Annotated in this window: 13 protein-coding genes, 3 tRNA genes and 1 pseudogene; 10 read left to right on the forward strand and 7 right to left on the reverse strand. The window is 68.0% G+C overall.

Going from position 1 to position 15,606, the window contains the following annotated elements; translation table 11 throughout:
• The first annotated feature begins 115 nt into the window (after positions 1 to 115).
• The 4 genes from recQ to RMO30_RS11160 all read left to right on the forward strand — a co-directional run bounded on the left by recQ (position 116) and on the right by RMO30_RS11160 (position 5,555).
• Positions 116 to 1,942: a DNA helicase RecQ gene (gene recQ / locus RMO30_RS11145; RefSeq protein WP_309713348.1), complete on the forward strand. Its 1,827-nt coding sequence runs from the start codon at positions 116 to 118 to the stop codon at positions 1,940 to 1,942.
• On the forward strand, positions 1,939 to 2,496 hold the full coding sequence (locus RMO30_RS11150; RefSeq protein ID WP_309713350.1) for a GNAT family N-acetyltransferase: 558 nt from the start codon (positions 1,939 to 1,941) through the stop codon (positions 2,494 to 2,496). The genes recQ and RMO30_RS11150 overlap by 4 nt, the downstream gene beginning before the upstream one ends.
• A 9-nt stretch (positions 2,497 to 2,505) precedes the next feature.
• Positions 2,506 to 3,375 (forward strand): neutral zinc metallopeptidase, encoded by an 870-nt coding sequence (locus RMO30_RS11155; RefSeq protein WP_309713352.1) that lies wholly within the window; start codon positions 2,506 to 2,508, stop codon positions 3,373 to 3,375.
• Between the two features lie 128 nt (positions 3,376 to 3,503).
• Positions 3,504 to 5,555, forward strand: coding sequence for an acyl-CoA dehydrogenase (locus RMO30_RS11160; RefSeq protein ID WP_309713355.1), 2,052 nt, complete (start codon positions 3,504 to 3,506; stop codon positions 5,553 to 5,555).
• Here RMO30_RS11160 and RMO30_RS11165 read toward each other — a convergent pair.
• From RMO30_RS11165 to RMO30_RS11175, 3 genes and pseudogenes are all read right to left on the reverse strand, one after another.
• A complete protein-coding gene (locus RMO30_RS11165; RefSeq protein ID WP_309713358.1) occupies positions 5,552 to 6,244 on the reverse strand; it encodes an alpha/beta hydrolase in 693 nt (230 codons plus the stop codon). The genes RMO30_RS11160 and RMO30_RS11165 overlap by 4 nt on opposite strands.
• Before the next feature lie 52 nt (positions 6,245 to 6,296).
• Positions 6,297 to 7,013 (reverse strand): VIT family protein, encoded by a 717-nt coding sequence (locus RMO30_RS11170; protein WP_309713376.1) that lies wholly within the window; start codon positions 7,011 to 7,013, stop codon positions 6,297 to 6,299.
• Positions 7,014 to 7,017: 4 nt separating this feature from the next.
• Positions 7,018 to 8,981 (reverse strand): annotated as a pseudogene (locus RMO30_RS11175) (ATP-binding protein).
• Between the two features lie 132 nt (positions 8,982 to 9,113).
• Between RMO30_RS11175 and RMO30_RS11180 the strand changes: the two are divergent.
• Positions 9,114 to 9,437, forward strand: coding sequence for a response regulator (locus tag RMO30_RS11180; protein WP_309713379.1), 324 nt, complete (start codon positions 9,114 to 9,116; stop codon positions 9,435 to 9,437).
• Positions 9,438 to 9,471: 34 nt separating this feature from the next.
• Here RMO30_RS11180 and RMO30_RS11185 read toward each other — a convergent pair.
• The 3 genes from RMO30_RS11185 to RMO30_RS11195 all read right to left on the reverse strand — a co-directional run bounded on the left by RMO30_RS11185 (position 9,472) and on the right by RMO30_RS11195 (position 9,770).
• Positions 9,472 to 9,547, reverse strand: a tRNA-Phe gene (locus RMO30_RS11185).
• 44 nt (positions 9,548 to 9,591) lie between these two features.
• Positions 9,592 to 9,665 (reverse strand) — tRNA-Asp (locus RMO30_RS11190).
• A 32-nt stretch (positions 9,666 to 9,697) separates the two neighbouring features.
• A tRNA-Glu gene (locus RMO30_RS11195) sits at positions 9,698 to 9,770 on the reverse strand.
• A gap of 274 nt (positions 9,771 to 10,044) precedes the next feature.
• Here RMO30_RS11195 and RMO30_RS11200 point away from each other — a divergent pair.
• Genes RMO30_RS11200 through RMO30_RS11210 form a run of 3 tightly spaced genes read left to right on the forward strand, consistent with a single transcriptional unit; the run spans position 10,045 to position 13,272 of the window.
• On the forward strand, positions 10,045 to 11,241 hold the full coding sequence (locus tag RMO30_RS11200) for a M23 family metallopeptidase (RefSeq protein ID WP_309713361.1): 1,197 nt from the start codon (positions 10,045 to 10,047) through the stop codon (positions 11,239 to 11,241).
• A 9-nt stretch (positions 11,242 to 11,250) separates the two neighbouring features.
• Positions 11,251 to 12,477 carry a C40 family peptidase gene (locus RMO30_RS11205; protein ID WP_309713363.1) on the forward strand — a complete coding sequence of 409 codons (1,227 nt, stop codon included), beginning with the start codon at positions 11,251 to 11,253 and terminating at the stop codon, positions 12,475 to 12,477.
• 24 nt (positions 12,478 to 12,501) lie between these two features.
• Positions 12,502 to 13,272: a hypothetical protein gene (locus RMO30_RS11210; RefSeq protein WP_309713365.1), complete on the forward strand. Its 771-nt coding sequence runs from the start codon at positions 12,502 to 12,504 to the stop codon at positions 13,270 to 13,272.
• Positions 13,273 to 13,352: 80 nt separating this feature from the next.
• On the opposite strand, the gene RMO30_RS11215 is transcribed toward RMO30_RS11210, so the two are convergent.
• On the reverse strand, positions 13,353 to 13,850 hold the full coding sequence (locus tag RMO30_RS11215; RefSeq protein WP_309713368.1) for an inorganic diphosphatase: 498 nt from the start codon (positions 13,848 to 13,850) through the stop codon (positions 13,353 to 13,355).
• 42 nt (positions 13,851 to 13,892) lie between these two features.
• Here RMO30_RS11215 and tilS point away from each other — a divergent pair, with 42 nt between their 5' ends.
• Positions 13,893 to 14,996: a tRNA lysidine(34) synthetase TilS gene (tilS, locus tag RMO30_RS11220; RefSeq protein WP_309713370.1), complete on the forward strand. Its 1,104-nt coding sequence runs from the start codon at positions 13,893 to 13,895 to the stop codon at positions 14,994 to 14,996.
• Positions 14,983 to 15,534 (forward strand): hypoxanthine phosphoribosyltransferase, encoded by a 552-nt coding sequence (gene hpt / locus RMO30_RS11225; protein WP_309713372.1) that lies wholly within the window; start codon positions 14,983 to 14,985, stop codon positions 15,532 to 15,534. Before tilS ends, hpt begins: the two co-directional genes overlap by 14 nt.
• Positions 15,535 to 15,606: the final 72 nt, after the last annotated feature.

Consider the following 15,606-nt stretch of genomic DNA (forward strand, 5'->3'; position numbering starts at 1 on the left):
CGAGGCGTCGCGCACTGCGACGGTGATTCTCGCGTACTGACCCGCCCCGGGTCCGGTGGCCGTCCTGAGTCCCCAGGTCGGCTGCCGGATCGGCGGTGCGTCGTAGGGTGGGCGCGTGACAACCGCTGCCCCAGAGGCCCCGCTCGACATCTTGCGTCGGGTCTTCGGGTACGCCGACTTCCGCGGCGAGCAGGCGGCGATCATCGATCGCGTGGTGTCGGGTGGCGACGCCCTCGTGCTCATGCCGACGGGCGGCGGAAAGTCGCTGTGCTACCAGATCCCCGCTCTCGTGCGGCCGGGCACCGGCGTCGTGATCTCGCCGCTGATCGCCCTCATGCAAGACCAGGTGGATGCCCTCTCTGCGGTCGGCGTGCGTGCGGCGTTCCTCAACTCGACGCAAGACGCGGCGGAGCGGCACCGGGTCGAGTCCGAGTTGCTCGCCGGCAACGTCGACCTGCTCTACCTGGCGCCGGAGCGACTGAAGCTGCAGCAGACTCTCGCGCTGCTCGACCGAGTGGATGTTGCGCTCTTCGCGATCGACGAAGCGCACTGTGTATCGCAGTGGGGGCACGACTTCCGCCCCGACTACCTGGCCCTCTCGGTGCTGCACGAACGCTGGCCGGCGGTGCCCCGCGTCGCCCTCACCGCGACGGCGACGGAGGCCACCCGCAGAGAGATCGCCGAACGGCTCGATCTGCGTGAGGCGCAGCAGTTCGTGTCATCGTTCGACCGACCGAACATCCAGTACCGCATCGACCCGAAGAACCAGCCGTTCAGCCAGTTGCTGTCGCTGCTCAAGAGCGAGCATCCGGGCGACGCAGGAATCGTCTACTGCCTGTCGCGGGCGAGCGTCGAGAAGACCGCCGACGCGCTCGTGGCGGAGGGCATCCCGGCGCTGCCGTACCACGCGGGTCTCAACGCTCAGGTACGCTCGCGCAACCAGTCACGGTTCCTGCGCGAAGACGGCGTCGTGATGGTCGCGACGATCGCGTTCGGCATGGGTATCGACAAGCCCGACGTGCGGTTCGTCGCCCACCTCGACCTGCCGAAGAGTGTCGAGGGCTACTACCAGGAGACGGGGCGCGCGGGCCGTGACGGGCTGCCGTCGACCGCGTGGCTGGCTTACGGCTTGCAAGACGTCGTGCAGCAGCGCCGCATGATCGACGACGGCGAAGGGGATGCCGCCCACAAGCGCCGGATGAGCCAGCACCTGGATGCGATGCTCGCGCTGTGTGAGACGGTGTCGTGCCGACGTCAGCAGCTTCTCGGGTACTTCGGCCAGCCGAGCGAAGCCTGCGGCAACTGCGACACCTGCCTGCAACCGCCCGAGTCATGGGATGGAACGGTTCCCGCGCAGAAGTTGCTGTCCACCGTCGTGCGACTGCAGCGGGAGCGTAGCCAGCGGTTCGGGGCGGGTCAGCTCATCGACATCCTGCTCGGCAAAGAGACCGATCGGGTGCGCTCCAACCGGCACGACGAGCTGAAGACGTTCGGAATCGGCACCGAGCTGGGCGACCAGGAGTGGCGTGGCGTCGTGCGGCAACTGCTCGCGCAGGGGCTGCTCACCGTGAGCTCCGACGGCTACGGCACGCTCGTGATCGCTCCGACCGCCGCCGAGGTGCTTGACGGCTCGCGCAAGGTGATGCTGCGCCGCGAGCCGGAGCGGCGGGTGAAGGTGACGAAGCAGCGCGCCGGGGTGGAACTGCCGGATGCCGCCCGCGGTCTGTTCGAGAGGCTGCGGGAGTGGCGGGCGCAGGTTGCGCGCGAGCAGGGCGTTCCCGCGTACATCGTGTTCGGGGATGCGACCCTGCGCGGGATCGCCGTGACGAAGCCCGGCTCGCGGGAGCAGCTCGGCACGATCAGCGGGGTCGGCGAGAAGAAACTCGAGGCGTACGGCGACGGCGTGCTCGAAGTCGTCGCGGCGGCCGAGCAGGCGGCGTGAACGCACTCCGAACCGCGCGGCTCGTGCTCCGCGAGTGGCGAGAGGAGGATCGTGACGGCTGGGCGGCGATGAACGCCGACCCCGAGGTGATGGAGTACTTTCCGGCGACGCTCGACCGGGCGCTAGCGGACGCCGCGTTCGACCGCATCTCGACGGCGCTGTCGGCGCGCGGCTGGGGGCTGTGGGCGGTCGAGCACGAGGGCCGGTTCCTCGGGTTCACCGGGCTCAGCCCGGTGGGGTTCGAGGCGACGTTCACGCCGGCGATCGAGATCGGCTGGCGGCTGCGTCGGGATGCCTGGGGGCACGGCTTTGCGACCGAGGCGGCGCAGGAGGTGATGCGTTTCGCATTCGACGACCTCGGTATCCCCGAGCTGGTGTCGTTCACGAGCGTTGGTAACGAGAGGTCGCGTTCCGTCATGGGGCGACTCGGCTTCACGCACGATCCCTGCGACGATTTCGACAACCCCAACGTTGCAGAAGGTGACCCGCTGCGCCGCCATGTGCTGTATCGCCTGAGAGCGCAAGGGGGTTCGCGATCCGGCGAGCCCGGGTAGCGTTTGCTCATGACTTTCAACGACGACGCGAACATCGGTGGCGGGCGCGTCTCCAAGCGCGGGCGCAACGCGGCCCTGGGCGCGGGTGGCGGCGGCCTCGTCGTCATCGCCCTCGTCGTCGTCTCCCAACTGGTCGGTGTCGACCTCACCGGTCTCGCCCCGATCCTCGGCGGCGGCCAACCGACGGTCGAAGAGACCACCCTCGACCAGTGCCTGACCGGCGAGGATGCCAACGAGAACATCGACTGCCGCATGAAGGGCGCCGCGGTGGCTCTCGACGCCTACTGGGAGACCCAGGTCGAGGGCTACACGGCCCCGGCGCTGGTCATCTTCGAAGGCTCGGTGAGCACAGGATGCGGCAGCGCGACGAGCGCGGTCGGCCCGTTCTACTGCCCGCCCGACCAGACGGTGTACATCGACACCGCGTTCTACCAAGACTTGCGCGAAGACTTCGGGGCATCCGGCGGTCCGCTCGCCCAGCTCTACGTCGTGGCGCACGAGTGGGGCCATCACATCCAGAACATCACGGGAACCATGAACGGCCTCGACCTTCAGGATCAGGGCCCGACCTCCGACGGGGTACGGCTGGAGCTGCAGGCCGACTGCTACGCCGGGGCGTGGGTCGCGGCGGCATCAACGGTGCCCGACGAGAGCGGCACTCCGTTCCTCGTCGAGCCGACAGATGCCGAGATCGCGGATGCCCTCAACGCGGCGGCGGCGGTCGGTGACGACCACATCCAGGAGACCCTCGGTGGTGGCCAAGTGAACCCGGAGACCTGGACCCACGGCTCGAGCGAGTCGCGGCAGAAGTGGTTCAACGCGGGCTATACGCAGGGCGTCGGGGTCTGTGACACCTTCGCACCCGGCGCGCAGCTGTAGGACTGCTCCGAACGCGCGTCGCTGAACTTGTAGGGTCGCCACAACGCGGAGCGACCCGATGCATGGCCGTTTCGTAGCCCTCGACGACGATTCTGCGCACCCACGCCACCCGCCCGTACCGTGTGAGCATGACGGATCTCGTGGACCGCGCCGCCGCGGTGACTCCTGGCGGCGACGTACACATCGATGTCGTGGCGCTCGGTGAGACGCTGCTCGGTCGCTGGAAGGACGTGCGGCTTGCCTCGCGCGAGCTATTGAAGCGCGACGAGTTTCACCGCATCCCCGGGCAGTCGATGGACGACCACCGCGAGCGCGCGCTCGGCCAGTTGAAGCTGCTCGTCGCGGAGCGCACCGTGCTGCGGGCCTTTCCGACCCGGTTGGGCGGATTCGACGACCACGGCGGCAACCTCGCGCAGTTCGAAGAGATCGTCATCGCCGATCCATCACTACAGATCAAGTCGGGGGTTCAGTGGGGGCTCTTCGCCGCGGCGATCATGCACCTCGGTACCGAGTACCACCACGACACCTTCCTCCCGGGCGCCATGAGCCTCGCGGTGCCCGGTGCGTTCGCAATGACCGAAACCGGCCACGGGTCGGATGTCTCCAGCATCGGCACGACCGCGACCTACGACGCCGAGAAAGATGAGTTTGTCATTGACACCCCGTTCCGCGCGGCGTGGAAGGACTACCTCGGCAACGCGGCGCTCCACGGCCAGGCGGCCGTCGTGTTCGCGCAGCTCATCGTCGACGGGGTGAACCACGGCGTGCACGCCCTCTACGTTCCGATCCGCGACGGCAAGGACTTCCTGCCCGGAATCGGCGGCGACGACGACGGACTCAAGGGCGGGCTCAACGGCATCGACAACGGCCGGCTGCATTTCACCGGCGTGCGGGTGCCGCGTACCAACCTGCTGAACCGATACGGGGATGTCGACGAAAGCGGTGTCTATACCTCCAGCATCACGAGCCCGGGCCGCCGGTTCTTCACGATGATCGGCACGCTCGTGCAGGGCCGGGTCTCGCTCGACGGCGCGGCGGTCATCGCAAGCAAGATGGCACTCAAGATCGCGATCACGTACGGCTCGGAGCGGCGTCAGTTCGCAGACTCACCCGAAGGCGACGAGGTCGTGCTACTCGACTACCAGCGTCACCAACGCCGGCTGATCACGCGACTGGCGACGACGTACGCGATGTCGTTCGCCCACGAGCGACTGCTCGAGACGTTCCACGCGGTGTTCAGCGGCGAGAAGGCGACGGATGCCGACCGCCAAGAACTCGAAACCCTCGCCGCGGCGCTGAAGTCGTTCTCGACCTGGTCGGCACTCGACATCCTTCAGGAGTCGCGCGAGGCGTGCGGCGGGGCCGGCTTCCTCGCCGAGAACCGAATCACCCAGTTGCGGGCTGACCTCGACATCTACGTGACCTTCGAGGGCGACAACAACGTGTTGCTGCAGCTTGTCGCGAAGCGCCTGCTCGCGGACTACGCGAAGGGTTTCAAGAACGCGGATGCCGCAGCCATCGCCGGCCTCGTCGCCGCACAGGTGGGCGAGGTGGCGATCAACCGCTCCGGCCTGCGGTCATTCGTGCAAAGTGTCGCCGACTTCGGTTCGCGTGCGCGGTCGATCGGCTTCGTGCGGGGACCGGCAGCGCAGCGCCAGCTGCTCACCGACCGCGTGCACACGATGGTCGCCGAGATCGCCGGTCGCCTGAAGGGCGTCGGGCAGTTGCCGCCCGACAAAGCAGCGGCACTGTTCAACTCCAACCAGAACGAGCTCATCGAGGCCGCCTACGCGCACGCCGAGTTGCTCGAATGGGAGGCGTTCACCGACGCGCTCGACGGGATCTCCGACCCCGGTACCCGGCAGGTGCTTACCTGGCTGCGCGACCTGTTCGGCTTCACTCTCATCGAGAAGCACCTCGCCTGGTACCTCGTCAACGGCCGGCTCTCCACCGCCCGGGCCGTTGCGGTCACCGACTACATCGACGACCGCCTGCTGCCGCGCCTGCGCACGCACGCGCTCGACCTCGTGGATGCTTTCGGCTTCGCGCCGGAGCATTTGCGCGCGCCGATCGCGACCGGTGCCGAGAAGCAGCGGCAGGATGAGGCTCGCGCCTACTACGCCGCCCTGAAGGCGTCGGGCAAGGCTCCGGTCGAGGAGACCGCGCCCCGCAAGGGTTAGGCCCGGGGGAGGGCGGCCGCGACGAGAGCCGCGAGTTCGGCGGGTTTGCTCAGCATCGGCCAGTGCCCGGTCGGCAGTTCAACGATCTCGTAGTTCTTCACGGCTGCGAGCTCGGTGACGTAGGGGTGACTCTTCGCCATGAGGTCGCGCAGCATCGACTCCGGCAGCTCTGAGGTGATGACGGTCACCGGCACCTCGTAGCGCCGCGGGTCGGTGAGCACCTGCTTTTCGGATGCCACTTTCTCGGGGATGGGGAGCGCGCGTGCCTGGAAGGCCGCCCAGCGCTCATCGTCCATGTCGACGACCGACTCGTCGTCGAACTCGTCCCGCGGGGGAAGCGGCACCATCCCATCAACGGCAGTGAACCCGTCGTTGATGAGCCCGCCTTCGCCAAGCGGGAGCGAGTCGACGTAGATCACCTTCGCGACCTTGTCGGGTCGGGCATCGACGACGGCGTGGGCGACCGCTCCGCCGCCGGAGTGCCCGACGAGCACCACCGGGCCAGCCGCGGCATCCACGAGCCCCACGACGTAGTCGACCTGATCGCGCAACCCCACGCCGGGGTCGGCGGGGACCAGCCCGGGCAGGGTGATCGGCTTCGGCTCGTGGCCGGCCGCGAGCACCTTGGGCGCGACGTCATCCCATGCCGACGCGTCGAGCCAGAAGCCGGGAATCAGGATGACGTCCATCGCCCTAGGGTAAGACGCACCCCCGTCAGCGACCAGGGTCGGCCGGCCAAACTCAGACGACGCCCGAGACCCCGAGCAGCGTGCCGATGAGGAAGGTCGCGCCGAGGGCGAGAGCTCCGCCGATCACGACCCGCAGGGTGGGGCGCAGCCACGGGCTGCCACCGATCCACGCGCTGAGGGCGCCCGTCGCGGCGAGGGCGGCGAGCACGGCGACGAAGGTGAACGGGATGCGCACCGGCTCCGGCAGCAGCAGGATCGCGGCGAGCGGCAGCAGGGCACCGATGGTGAACGCGGCCGCCGACGCTCCCGCCGCCTGCCAAGGGCTGACGACATCCTCTTCTCGGATGCCGAGCTCGGCCTCGAGATGAGCCGCGAGCGCGTCGTGCGCCGTCAACTCGACCGCCACCTGGCGGGCCGTCTGGGGCGTGAGACCCTTCGCCGCATACAGCCCCGTCAGTTCGTCGAGCTCCTCGTCGGGTATCTCTCGCAGCTCGCGGGTCTCTTTCGCGATGAGCGCCCGCTGGCTGTCGCGCTGGCTGCTCACCGAGACGTACTCGCCGAGCGCCATCGAGATCGCGCCGCCAACAAGACCCGCCGCACCGGCCGTCAGGATCGGGGCGAAGGCGGGAGTCGCTCCCGCGACGCCGACCACAATCGCGGCGACCGACACGATGCCGTCGTTCGCACCCAGCACGCCGGCGCGCAGCCAGTTGAGTTTGCTCGCGATGCCCGGTCCATGCGGCTCATCGGGATGCTGCGCGTCCGCCATGCATCTATTTGAACAGAGGAAGCTCGACAACTGCCGTAGTTCCGGTCGCGCCATCGGAACGCAGTTCGATACGGCCGCCCATCCGGGTGACCAGGTCGCGCACGATCGGCAACCCGAGCCCAGTGCCCGGCACGAACTCGTTCTTCCCGGTGACGCGGTGGAAGCGCTCGAAGACATCTCCAGCTCGCCCGGCGGAATGCCGCGGCCGGTGTCGGCCACTTCGATGCAAGCGAAACCGCCGCCGCTTCCAGAGACTGTGACGTCGACCCGTCCGCGGGGCGGCGTGAACTTGATCGCGTTGGCGAGCAGGTTGACGAGGATGCGGTCGAACCCAAGCCTGTCGCCGGCGACCACGTAGTCCTCACCCGCCGTCACCTCGACGGTGACGCGAGCGCGATTCGCGATGGCCGACAGTTCCTCGACGCAGTCGGTGATCGCGGAGCGCACCTCGACGGCTGTTGGCTCCGCTGAGGACAGTCCGGCTTCGCGCGACAAGTTGAGAAGGTCTTCGATCAAGGCGGCGAGCCTTCGGGCGTTGCGCGTGATGACGTCGACGCTTCGACGCGCGTCCTCCGGAAGGTCGGCCTCGCCGAGCTCTTCGGCGTAGCCGAGGATGCTCGTGACGGGCGTGCGCAGTTCGTGGCTCACCGACGAGACGAATTCGTCCTTCTGCGCGGCGAGCCCCCGCATCCGATCCGCGGCCTCCCGCTCGTTCACAAAGGCGTCGGCGAGCGCCCGGGCGGCTTTGGTCTGCTCGCTGATGTCAATCGCTTCGATGAGCAGGAGGTGGGCGTCTCCCGCGACGGGTTTCGCCGTGAGCTCGAGGTGGACACCCCCAGGGAGCTCGATGCTGGTTGCCCTTCCGTCGGCACCGGACGCGCTGAGGGTCGCAACCTGATTGCCATCGACGGTCGTTGTTTCGCCGTCCGGCGTGAGCCAGGAGGCAAGCAGACGTTCGCCATTCGGGTTTGATTCGACGACCCGATAATCGCCGTCATCCTGGCGCCGAACCACGACGAACCCGGCGTGCGCGCTGACAACAGCGCCTCGCAACAACTGCTCTCTCGCGCTGAGCCGCCAGTAGAGATCCGTTCGATCGTCCTGGGTGACGGCGAGCGACATGAGCGAGGCGCCGATGCTCAGCGTGAAGACCTGGATGAGCGCGACCAGAAGGTCGCCGTTTCCGGCAGCGGCGGCGGCGAAGGTTCCCCCGCCGAGGAAGCTCACCACGGCGACGGCTATGGAGACCAGCGCCACTTCGATCAGGGTCACCCCGGCGGTGAAGCGGAACGCGGCCCACCCCAACAGCGGGAAGGCCAGAAAGGCCAGGGGCAGGTGCGGGAGGACCCCGAAGGGGATTCCGACGGCGACGCCGAGGAGAAGCAGCTGCACGACGAGCTCGAACGGACGCCGAGGGATGAACGAGGAGAGGGGCACGATTCCGAGAACGCCGATGAGCAGCACCGAGCTGCCGTGGGAGGCTGCGACCCGGGCGGCGGTTTCCAGCAAATCTCCTCCGTCGAGCGCGACGACGACACCGACCAGCATCCCGACCACGCCCGCTCCTGCGGCGGTCGCGCCGAGGAAGCGGACGCTGTCACCGTGCCGGAAGCGATGACCTGGTCGCCGCCGGTAGTGCATGATCGCGACGATCAGCCAGGCTTCGACGGCGTTGGCGATCCCGAAACCGATCGCCACCCACCAGGTCGTTCCGGAGATAAAGTTGGCGACCGCCGTGACGAGCATGACCAGTCCCGAGACGGCGACGCCCCGTCCTCGCGCCGCAAAGACCGCGAAGACCGAGATCCCGGCGGCTGGCCACCACGGCGCGGTCGACGCCCCGGGAAACCGCAGTTCGGCCGACAGGAGGCTCACGATGAAGACGAGCGTGAGCAGAGTCGCGGTCCAGGCGACGTACCGTTGGGTTGGCTGACGGCGAATGGCTGCCGTCAGACTGTCCCGATACATGGCTTCCCCACCCGTCGCGCCGTTGCGGAATATACTGCGACGGTAGTCGCGCCGTCCCGCTTCCGGCGACGCCAGTACAGGGGGTGTCGCTTGGGCAGCGTGGTCGTGGTGGAAGACGATGACGACATCCGAATGCTCATCGTGCGGCGGCTGGAGCGCGCTGAGCACGAGGTGCGATCCGCCGTAGACGGGATCGACGGACTCGAGCTGATCCGCGAACGGATGCCCGAAGTCGTCGTGCTCGATTGGATGATGCCTCGCCTCGACGGGCTGGGTGTCGTCGAGCACCTCGCGTCGGAGGGCGGACTGCGCCCCCGGATTCTGATGCTCACCGCCCGCAACCAGCAGTCGGATATCGACCGAGCGCGCGCGGCGGGAGTTGACGACTTCCTCGTCAAGCCGTTCCTCGGCCCCGACCTACTTGCCGCCGTTGACGCTCTGATCAGCGCCGAATGAGCGAAACCCCCGCTACGTCGGCGGGGGCTTCGAGTGGTGGCTCCGACCGGCGTCGATCCGGTGACCTTCCGATTTTCAGTCGGACGCTCTACCAACTGAGCTACAGAGCCTGGATGGCGAAGAAGCCTTCCCTCGCGGAAAGGCTTCCACTCCGCGACCCTGACGGGACTTGAACCCGCGACCTCCGCCGTGACAGGGCGGCACGCTAACCAACTGCGCTACAGGGCCTTGCTATTGAGTTGTGGTGTACATCGATTGCGTGACCCCAACGGGATTCGAACCCGTGCTGCCGCCGTGAAAGGGCGGTGTCCTAGGCCACTAAACGATGGGGCCGTGAAGTGCGACACGCAGGTGCGAACCGCACAGCAACCGAGGGTCAAGCATACGGTCGGCGGGTCGGAAACGCCAATCGCTGGGATACCGGACACCCCGCAGATGAACCGAGCTCCGCAGGCCCCCTGAACTAGGTTCAAGTCGCCATTGAGACTTTGTTGTTAGTGTTGCCGATGTTGTTCCTGTGACGTTGGGGCGTCGGCGACGGGAAGATGCGGGGAAACACATGGGACGGATGTCCAGGGGGGCTGACGGCGCACGGACGCCGTCGACTGTGACGCGCCGCATCCGGGTGCTCGCAGCTGCCGTCGCTCTTGCCCTGCTTCCCGTGCTCGGTGGAATCGCCCCGTCGAACGCCTCGGTCACGGCCGACTATCCGAGCTGGGAAGAGGTCGTCGCCGCCCAGAAGAACGAGGCACAGGCCAAGGCCTTGCGCGCCAGTCTCGAAGGCCAGCTGCAGGGGCTTCAAGACGACGCCCAGCGCACGCAGGCTGAAGCGGATGCCAAGGGCGCGATCTACGCCCAGGCTCTCCAGGCCTACGACGAGCAGAAGATCATCACCGACTCGCTGCTCGAACAGACCGCGGCCGCACAGGCCGAAGCCGACGCGGCCTACACAATCGCGGCGCAGGTGATCGCCGAAATGAGTAAGTCGGGCGGTTCGGCCGACCTGTCACCGCGCCTGTTCACCACCCCGGGCTCGCCTGACGCGCTGCTTGACCGCCTCGAACTCAGCCGGGTCATCGGCGACCGCTACGCCGACCTGTATGCGAAGGCGATCGAGTTGCGCAACCGTGCTGAGGCCCTCGCCGACCAGGCGGAAGTCGCCCAGGGCATCCTCGATGAGCTTCGGCTCGTCGCCGAGAAGGCCTTCCAAGAAGCCCAGGCCGCCGCCATCGCGGCGGCCGAGAAGCTTGCGCAGACCGAGAAGGACATCGCGGAGGTGCGCGCCCGCATCGACTACCTCGCGGGGATCCGTCACGAGACGACCGCGAACTACAACGCGGGCATCCGAGCGCAGTGGGGCGATGGCGCCGAAGGCGAGATCAGCCAAAGTGGTTGGGCACGTCCGTCGGCCGGCTACATCTCGAGCCACTTCGGCATGCGCACCAACCCGGTCACCGGCGTCTACCAGTTGCACACCGGCACCGACCTCGCTGGCCAGGGCTGCGGCGCGACGATCCGCGCCGCCCACGCCGGGGTCGTGACCTACGCCGGGTGGCTGGGCAGTTGGGGCTACTACGTGGCGATCGACCACCGCGACGGCACCGGCTCCGGCTACGCCCACATCCAGGCAGGCCAGATCGGCGTGCGCGTTGGGCAGGAAGTCGGTCCCGGCCAGCCGATCGCGAAGGTCGGCTCGACCGGCGACTCCACGGGGTGCCACTTGCATTACATCGTTCGGATCAACGGCAACCGCGACGTCACCAACCCCGTGCCGTTCATGCGTAACCAGGGAATCACGCTCTAGGAGCACTCGGTGGCAGACGGCAAGCGCAGACGACGCGCGGTAGCGGCGGGGGTTCCCGCAACGCTGTTGCTGGCGTTCGCCAACCCGATGCCCGCGATGGCGCTGCGCGAGCCCGACTACCCGAGCTGGGACGACGTCGAGCAGGCCCGCCACAACGAAGCCACGGCTCAGGCGACGGTCGAGCAGATCGAGGGCATCCTCATCCGGCTCGAAGCCGAGGCCGCCGAACTCAACCGCATCGCGCTCGAACTCGGCGAAGAGTACGCGCTTGCGGCCACCGCCCTCGACGCTGCCACCGCGAAACTCGACCGGCTGAAGAGCCAAGCGGATGCGGCGCAGGAGCGCGCCGACAAGTCGGAGCAGCAAGTCGCGGTGATCGTCGCCCAGCTCGCACGAAGCGGGGGCGGCGACGTCACCCTCGGGCTGCTGCTCGGCTCGGCGGACGACGCCGACACGCTGCTCGCGCGGCTCGGCACCGCCGATCGCCTCACCTCCTCGTCGGCCGCGCTGCTGGACCGCGCGATCTACGACAAGAAGACCGCGCAGGCACTCGCGAAGGATGCCCGCGCCGCCGAGCGGGAACGGCAGAAGCTCGCCGACGACGCGCAAGAGAAGTTCGACGTCGCCCAGGCCGCTGCGAACGACGCACAGGCGAAAGCGGACGCGCAGCGCGCTGACATCGACCGGATGTACGCGCAGCTCGCGACCCTCAAAGGCACCACCGAAGCGGTCGAACGCGAATACCAGGAGGGGCTGGCTGCGAACCCGCCGAGCTCGCCCCCGCCAGCGCCTCCGCCAGCCAATCCGCCACCCGGCGTCGACCCGACTCCGCCGCCGCCCGTCTCGAGTGCCGTCGAGAACGCGATTGCCTACGCGACCGCGCAGGTCGGCGAGCCGTACCAACTCGGTGGCATGGGCCCGAACGCGTGGGACTGCTCAGGTCTGACGAAGGCGAGCTACGCATCCGTCGGGGTCTACATCGGCACGCACTCCTCGACCGATCAGTACAACTACATGAACGCGCAAGGTCGTCTCGTGCCCCGCGACCAGATGCAGCGCGGTGATCTGCTGTTCTACTCCGACGGCGGATCGGCCTCCAACCCCCGCAAATATCACGTCGCGATCTACCTCGGGGGCGGCAAGATGGTCGAGGCGCCGAACCCTTCTGCACCCGTGCGAATCGTGAATGTGCGCTACGGAGACCTGGTTCCCTACGTGGGCAGGCCCACGGGCTGACACAATCGAGGGATGCGCCGCAGGATGCTTCCCCCCCTCGCCGGACTTGTCGCTGTGAGCGTCGGAGTGCTCACCGGGTGTGCCATCGGGCTGCCAACGCCAACGCCGACCCCGACAGCCTCCGCATCACCGACGGCCACCACCCCCGTCGAGGTGGAGCCCACCGACACTCCGACCACGGTCAGCGCACTGCCGGGCAGCGCTCTGTTGCGGGTGTCGGTGACCGCTGAGGCCGACGGCGACGAGGTGCGCCTCGAACTCACCTTCAACCGCGCGCAGACCAACCTGAATGCGCCCGACGCGTTCGAGGCCGTGCTGGACGCCTGCCCCAACGCGATCACCTCGCAACTCGAACTCTTTCCCGGCTTCGAGCCGACCGGCGTCGTCACGTCAGAACTCACGATGGTCGGCGACTGGCCGGAAGGCATGACCGTCGCGATCGCGGCCGGCGGTGTCGTCGCGTCGTTCGGCGAGGGCCGCAGCGTCGCCGAAACCCAAGACGATCCGGGAGCCTTCGGCTGCACGGTGCCGATCGTCACCGGACCCGGTGCTGCGGAGTTCACCAGCCTCCTCCTCGGCGACCCGGCGGTCACCGACCGGCTCGACCTCGAAGCGCAAATCGCGCACGGCATCTTCGGGTTCGAGTCCGACGCTGGCTCAGCGGTGGATGTGCGCTGGGTCGACTGCGTCGTCCAGCTCTCGAGCGCAGCCCAGCGACTGTCGACCCAGTTCGGCTGGACTCAGCCCGCCCAGTGGGGCGACGGCTGCCTGATCGGATCCGACGGAACGGTCTAGCGCAGCCGAACCCGCCGATTCGTGCGAAATGGCGCGCTATCGCAGCGAACGACGCCAATCGGCACGAATGGGTGGGGTAATCAGCGTCCTGCGGCCGGAATGTACGCGGCGTAGCTGGCAGCAACGATCGACTCGGCTTCCGCCTTGTCGCCCCAGCCTTCGGTCTTGACCCACTTGCCGGGCTCAAGATCCTTGTAGTGCTCAAAGAAGTGCTCGATCTCTTTGCGCTTGTACTCCGGCACGTCGGCGAGATCCTGGATGTGATCCCAGCGCGGGTCTCCCGCGGCGACGGCGATGACCTTCGCGTCGCCGCCTCCGTCATCCGTCATCTTGAAGACGCCGACGACCCGCACGTTCATGCCGATACCGGGGAACAGCGGGTACTCGCCGATGACGAGCACGTCGAGCGGGTCGCCGTCGTCGGCGAGCGTGTTCTCGAAGAATCCGTAGTCGGTGGGGTACGCCATCGGGGTGAAAAGCACCCGGTCGAGCATGACCCGACCGGTGACGTGGTCGACCTCGTACTTGTTGCGGCTGCCCTTTGGGCATTCGATCACGACGGCGTAGCTCTCGGACATGACGCTCCTGGTTCTTCGGAAAGGCGGGTCTAACGTTAGTCGATGCCTGAATCCGCTCGTCCGCGGCTGACGCCCGCCGTCGCCGACGTGCGCCGTGCGGTTCGCGCGAGCCTCTTTCCGTTTTCAGGAAGTGGTGGGGTGGAAGTTGCGGATGTCGAGTCAGATGCGGCATCTCAGCCGACATCCATCACTCCTCCAACCCAGATTCCTGAAAACGGAGAGCCACTCGTGCTCGTCGCGCTGTCGGGCGGACCGGACTCGTTGGCGCTCGCCGCCGCGGTCGCCTTCGAGGCGCCCAGGGTCGGGGTGTCGGCGGGTGCGGTGATCGTCGACCATCAGCTGCAGAGCGGGTCGGATGTCGTGGCCGAGCGGGCAGTCGAGCAGGCGCGGGCACTCGGGCTCGATCCGGTTCGCGTCGTGCGAGTCGCCGTCGCCACCGACGGTGGGCCCGAGGCCGCGGCGCGCGCCGCCCGGTACGCCGCCCTGGACTTGACCGCTGCCGAGACGGGCGCTGTCGCGGTGCTGCTCGGGCACACCCTCGACGACCAGGCCGAGACGGTGTTGCTCGGGCTCGCGCGCGGCAGCGGATCGGCGAGTCTGCAGGGCATGGCGCCGGTGGCGGGGCTGTACCGTCGACCGCTGCTCGGCATCCGTCGGGCGACGACCGTGCAGGCGTGCATCGATGCCGGGCTCGAGCCGTGGGCCGACCCGCACAACGACGATCCGGCGTACACCCGTGTGCGCGTGCGCAAGAACGTGTTGCCGGGGCTCGAAGCCGAACTCGGACCCGGAGTCGCGGAAGCCCTCGCCCGTACCGCCGAGCAACTGCGGGAAGACTCCGCGGCGCTCGACGCGTTCGCCGACGAGGTCGCCGAAGACCTCGCGGAACACGTCGAAGCCGGCCTCGCGCTCCCGGTCGCCGCGCTCGCCGCCAACCCGCCCGCCCTCCGGCAGCGGCTCATCCGGCTCGTGGTGGCGAGCGAGTTCGGGGTGTCACTCAGCCGCGCGCACACCCTCGAGATCGCGCGACTGGTGACCGATTGGCACGGTCAGGGGGGGATCGACGTTCCCGGTGTGAGGGTTGTGAGGTCGGGTGGGATGATCGAGTTTCGAGCAAGGGAGACAGGCGCGGATGGACACGGCTGACATCGAGGGCGACCTCACCGAGGTGCTCTACACGGAAAACCAGATCCACGGCCGCATCGCCGAGTTATGCCGCCAGATCGAAGCCGACTACGAAGGCCGTGATCTGCTCATCGTCGGGGTGCTCAGAGGCGCCGTCATGGTGATGGCCGACCTCGCCCGCGAACTGAAGCGCGATGTCGAGATGGACTGGATGGCGACCTCCTCGTACGGCACGAGCACCGAGTCGAGCGGCGTCGTGCGCATCGTGAAAGACCTCGACACCGACATCGCCGGGCGGCACGTTCTCATCATCGAAGACATCGTGGATTCCGGCCTCACCCTGTCGTGGCTGCGCACCAACCTCGAGAGCCGCAACCCGGCATCCCTCGAGGTCTGCGCCCTGCTGCGCAAACCCGAAGCGGCGAAGGTCGACATCGAGGCGCGCTACGTCGGCTTCGACATCCCGAATGCCTTCGTCGTCGGTTACGGCCTCGACTACGCCGAGCGCTACCGCAACCTCCGTTCGATCGGCATCTTGGCCCCGCACGTCTACTCGTAAGTCGCGGGCGCGGGTGACCGACGCCCGAGACGGGCGTCGGGACTGGGACCGCGGCGGCGGCGCGAAAGCGCC

This window comes from Pseudolysinimonas sp. (genome assembly GCF_031389465.1).
Lineage (GTDB): Bacteria > Actinomycetota > Actinomycetes > Actinomycetales > Microbacteriaceae > Pseudolysinimonas_A.

Bases quoted from the DNA above. Each gene is read 5' to 3' on its own strand.
- RMO30_RS11155 (WP_309713352.1), top strand. From the start codon at position 2,506: ATGACTTTCAACGACGACGCGAACATCGGTGGCGGGCGCGTCTCCAAG.
- RMO30_RS11160 (WP_309713355.1), top strand. From the start codon at position 3,504: ATGACGGATCTCGTGGACCGCGCCGCCGCGGTGACTCCTGGCGGCGAC.
- RMO30_RS11165 (WP_309713358.1), bottom strand. From the start codon at position 6,244: ATGGACGTCATCCTGATTCCCGGCTTCTGGCTCGACGCGTCGGCATGG.
- RMO30_RS11170 (WP_309713376.1), bottom strand. From the start codon at position 7,013: ATGGCGGACGCGCAGCATCCCGATGAGCCGCATGGACCGGGCATCGCG.
- RMO30_RS11180 (WP_309713379.1), top strand. From the start codon at position 9,114: ATGCTCATCGTGCGGCGGCTGGAGCGCGCTGAGCACGAGGTGCGATCC.
- RMO30_RS11210 (WP_309713365.1), top strand. From the start codon at position 12,502: ATGCTTCCCCCCCTCGCCGGACTTGTCGCTGTGAGCGTCGGAGTGCTC.
- RMO30_RS11215 (WP_309713368.1), bottom strand. From the start codon at position 13,850: ATGTCCGAGAGCTACGCCGTCGTGATCGAATGCCCAAAGGGCAGCCGC.
- tilS (WP_309713370.1), top strand. From the start codon at position 13,893: ATGCCTGAATCCGCTCGTCCGCGGCTGACGCCCGCCGTCGCCGACGTG.
- hpt (WP_309713372.1), top strand. From the start codon at position 14,983: ATGGACACGGCTGACATCGAGGGCGACCTCACCGAGGTGCTCTACACG.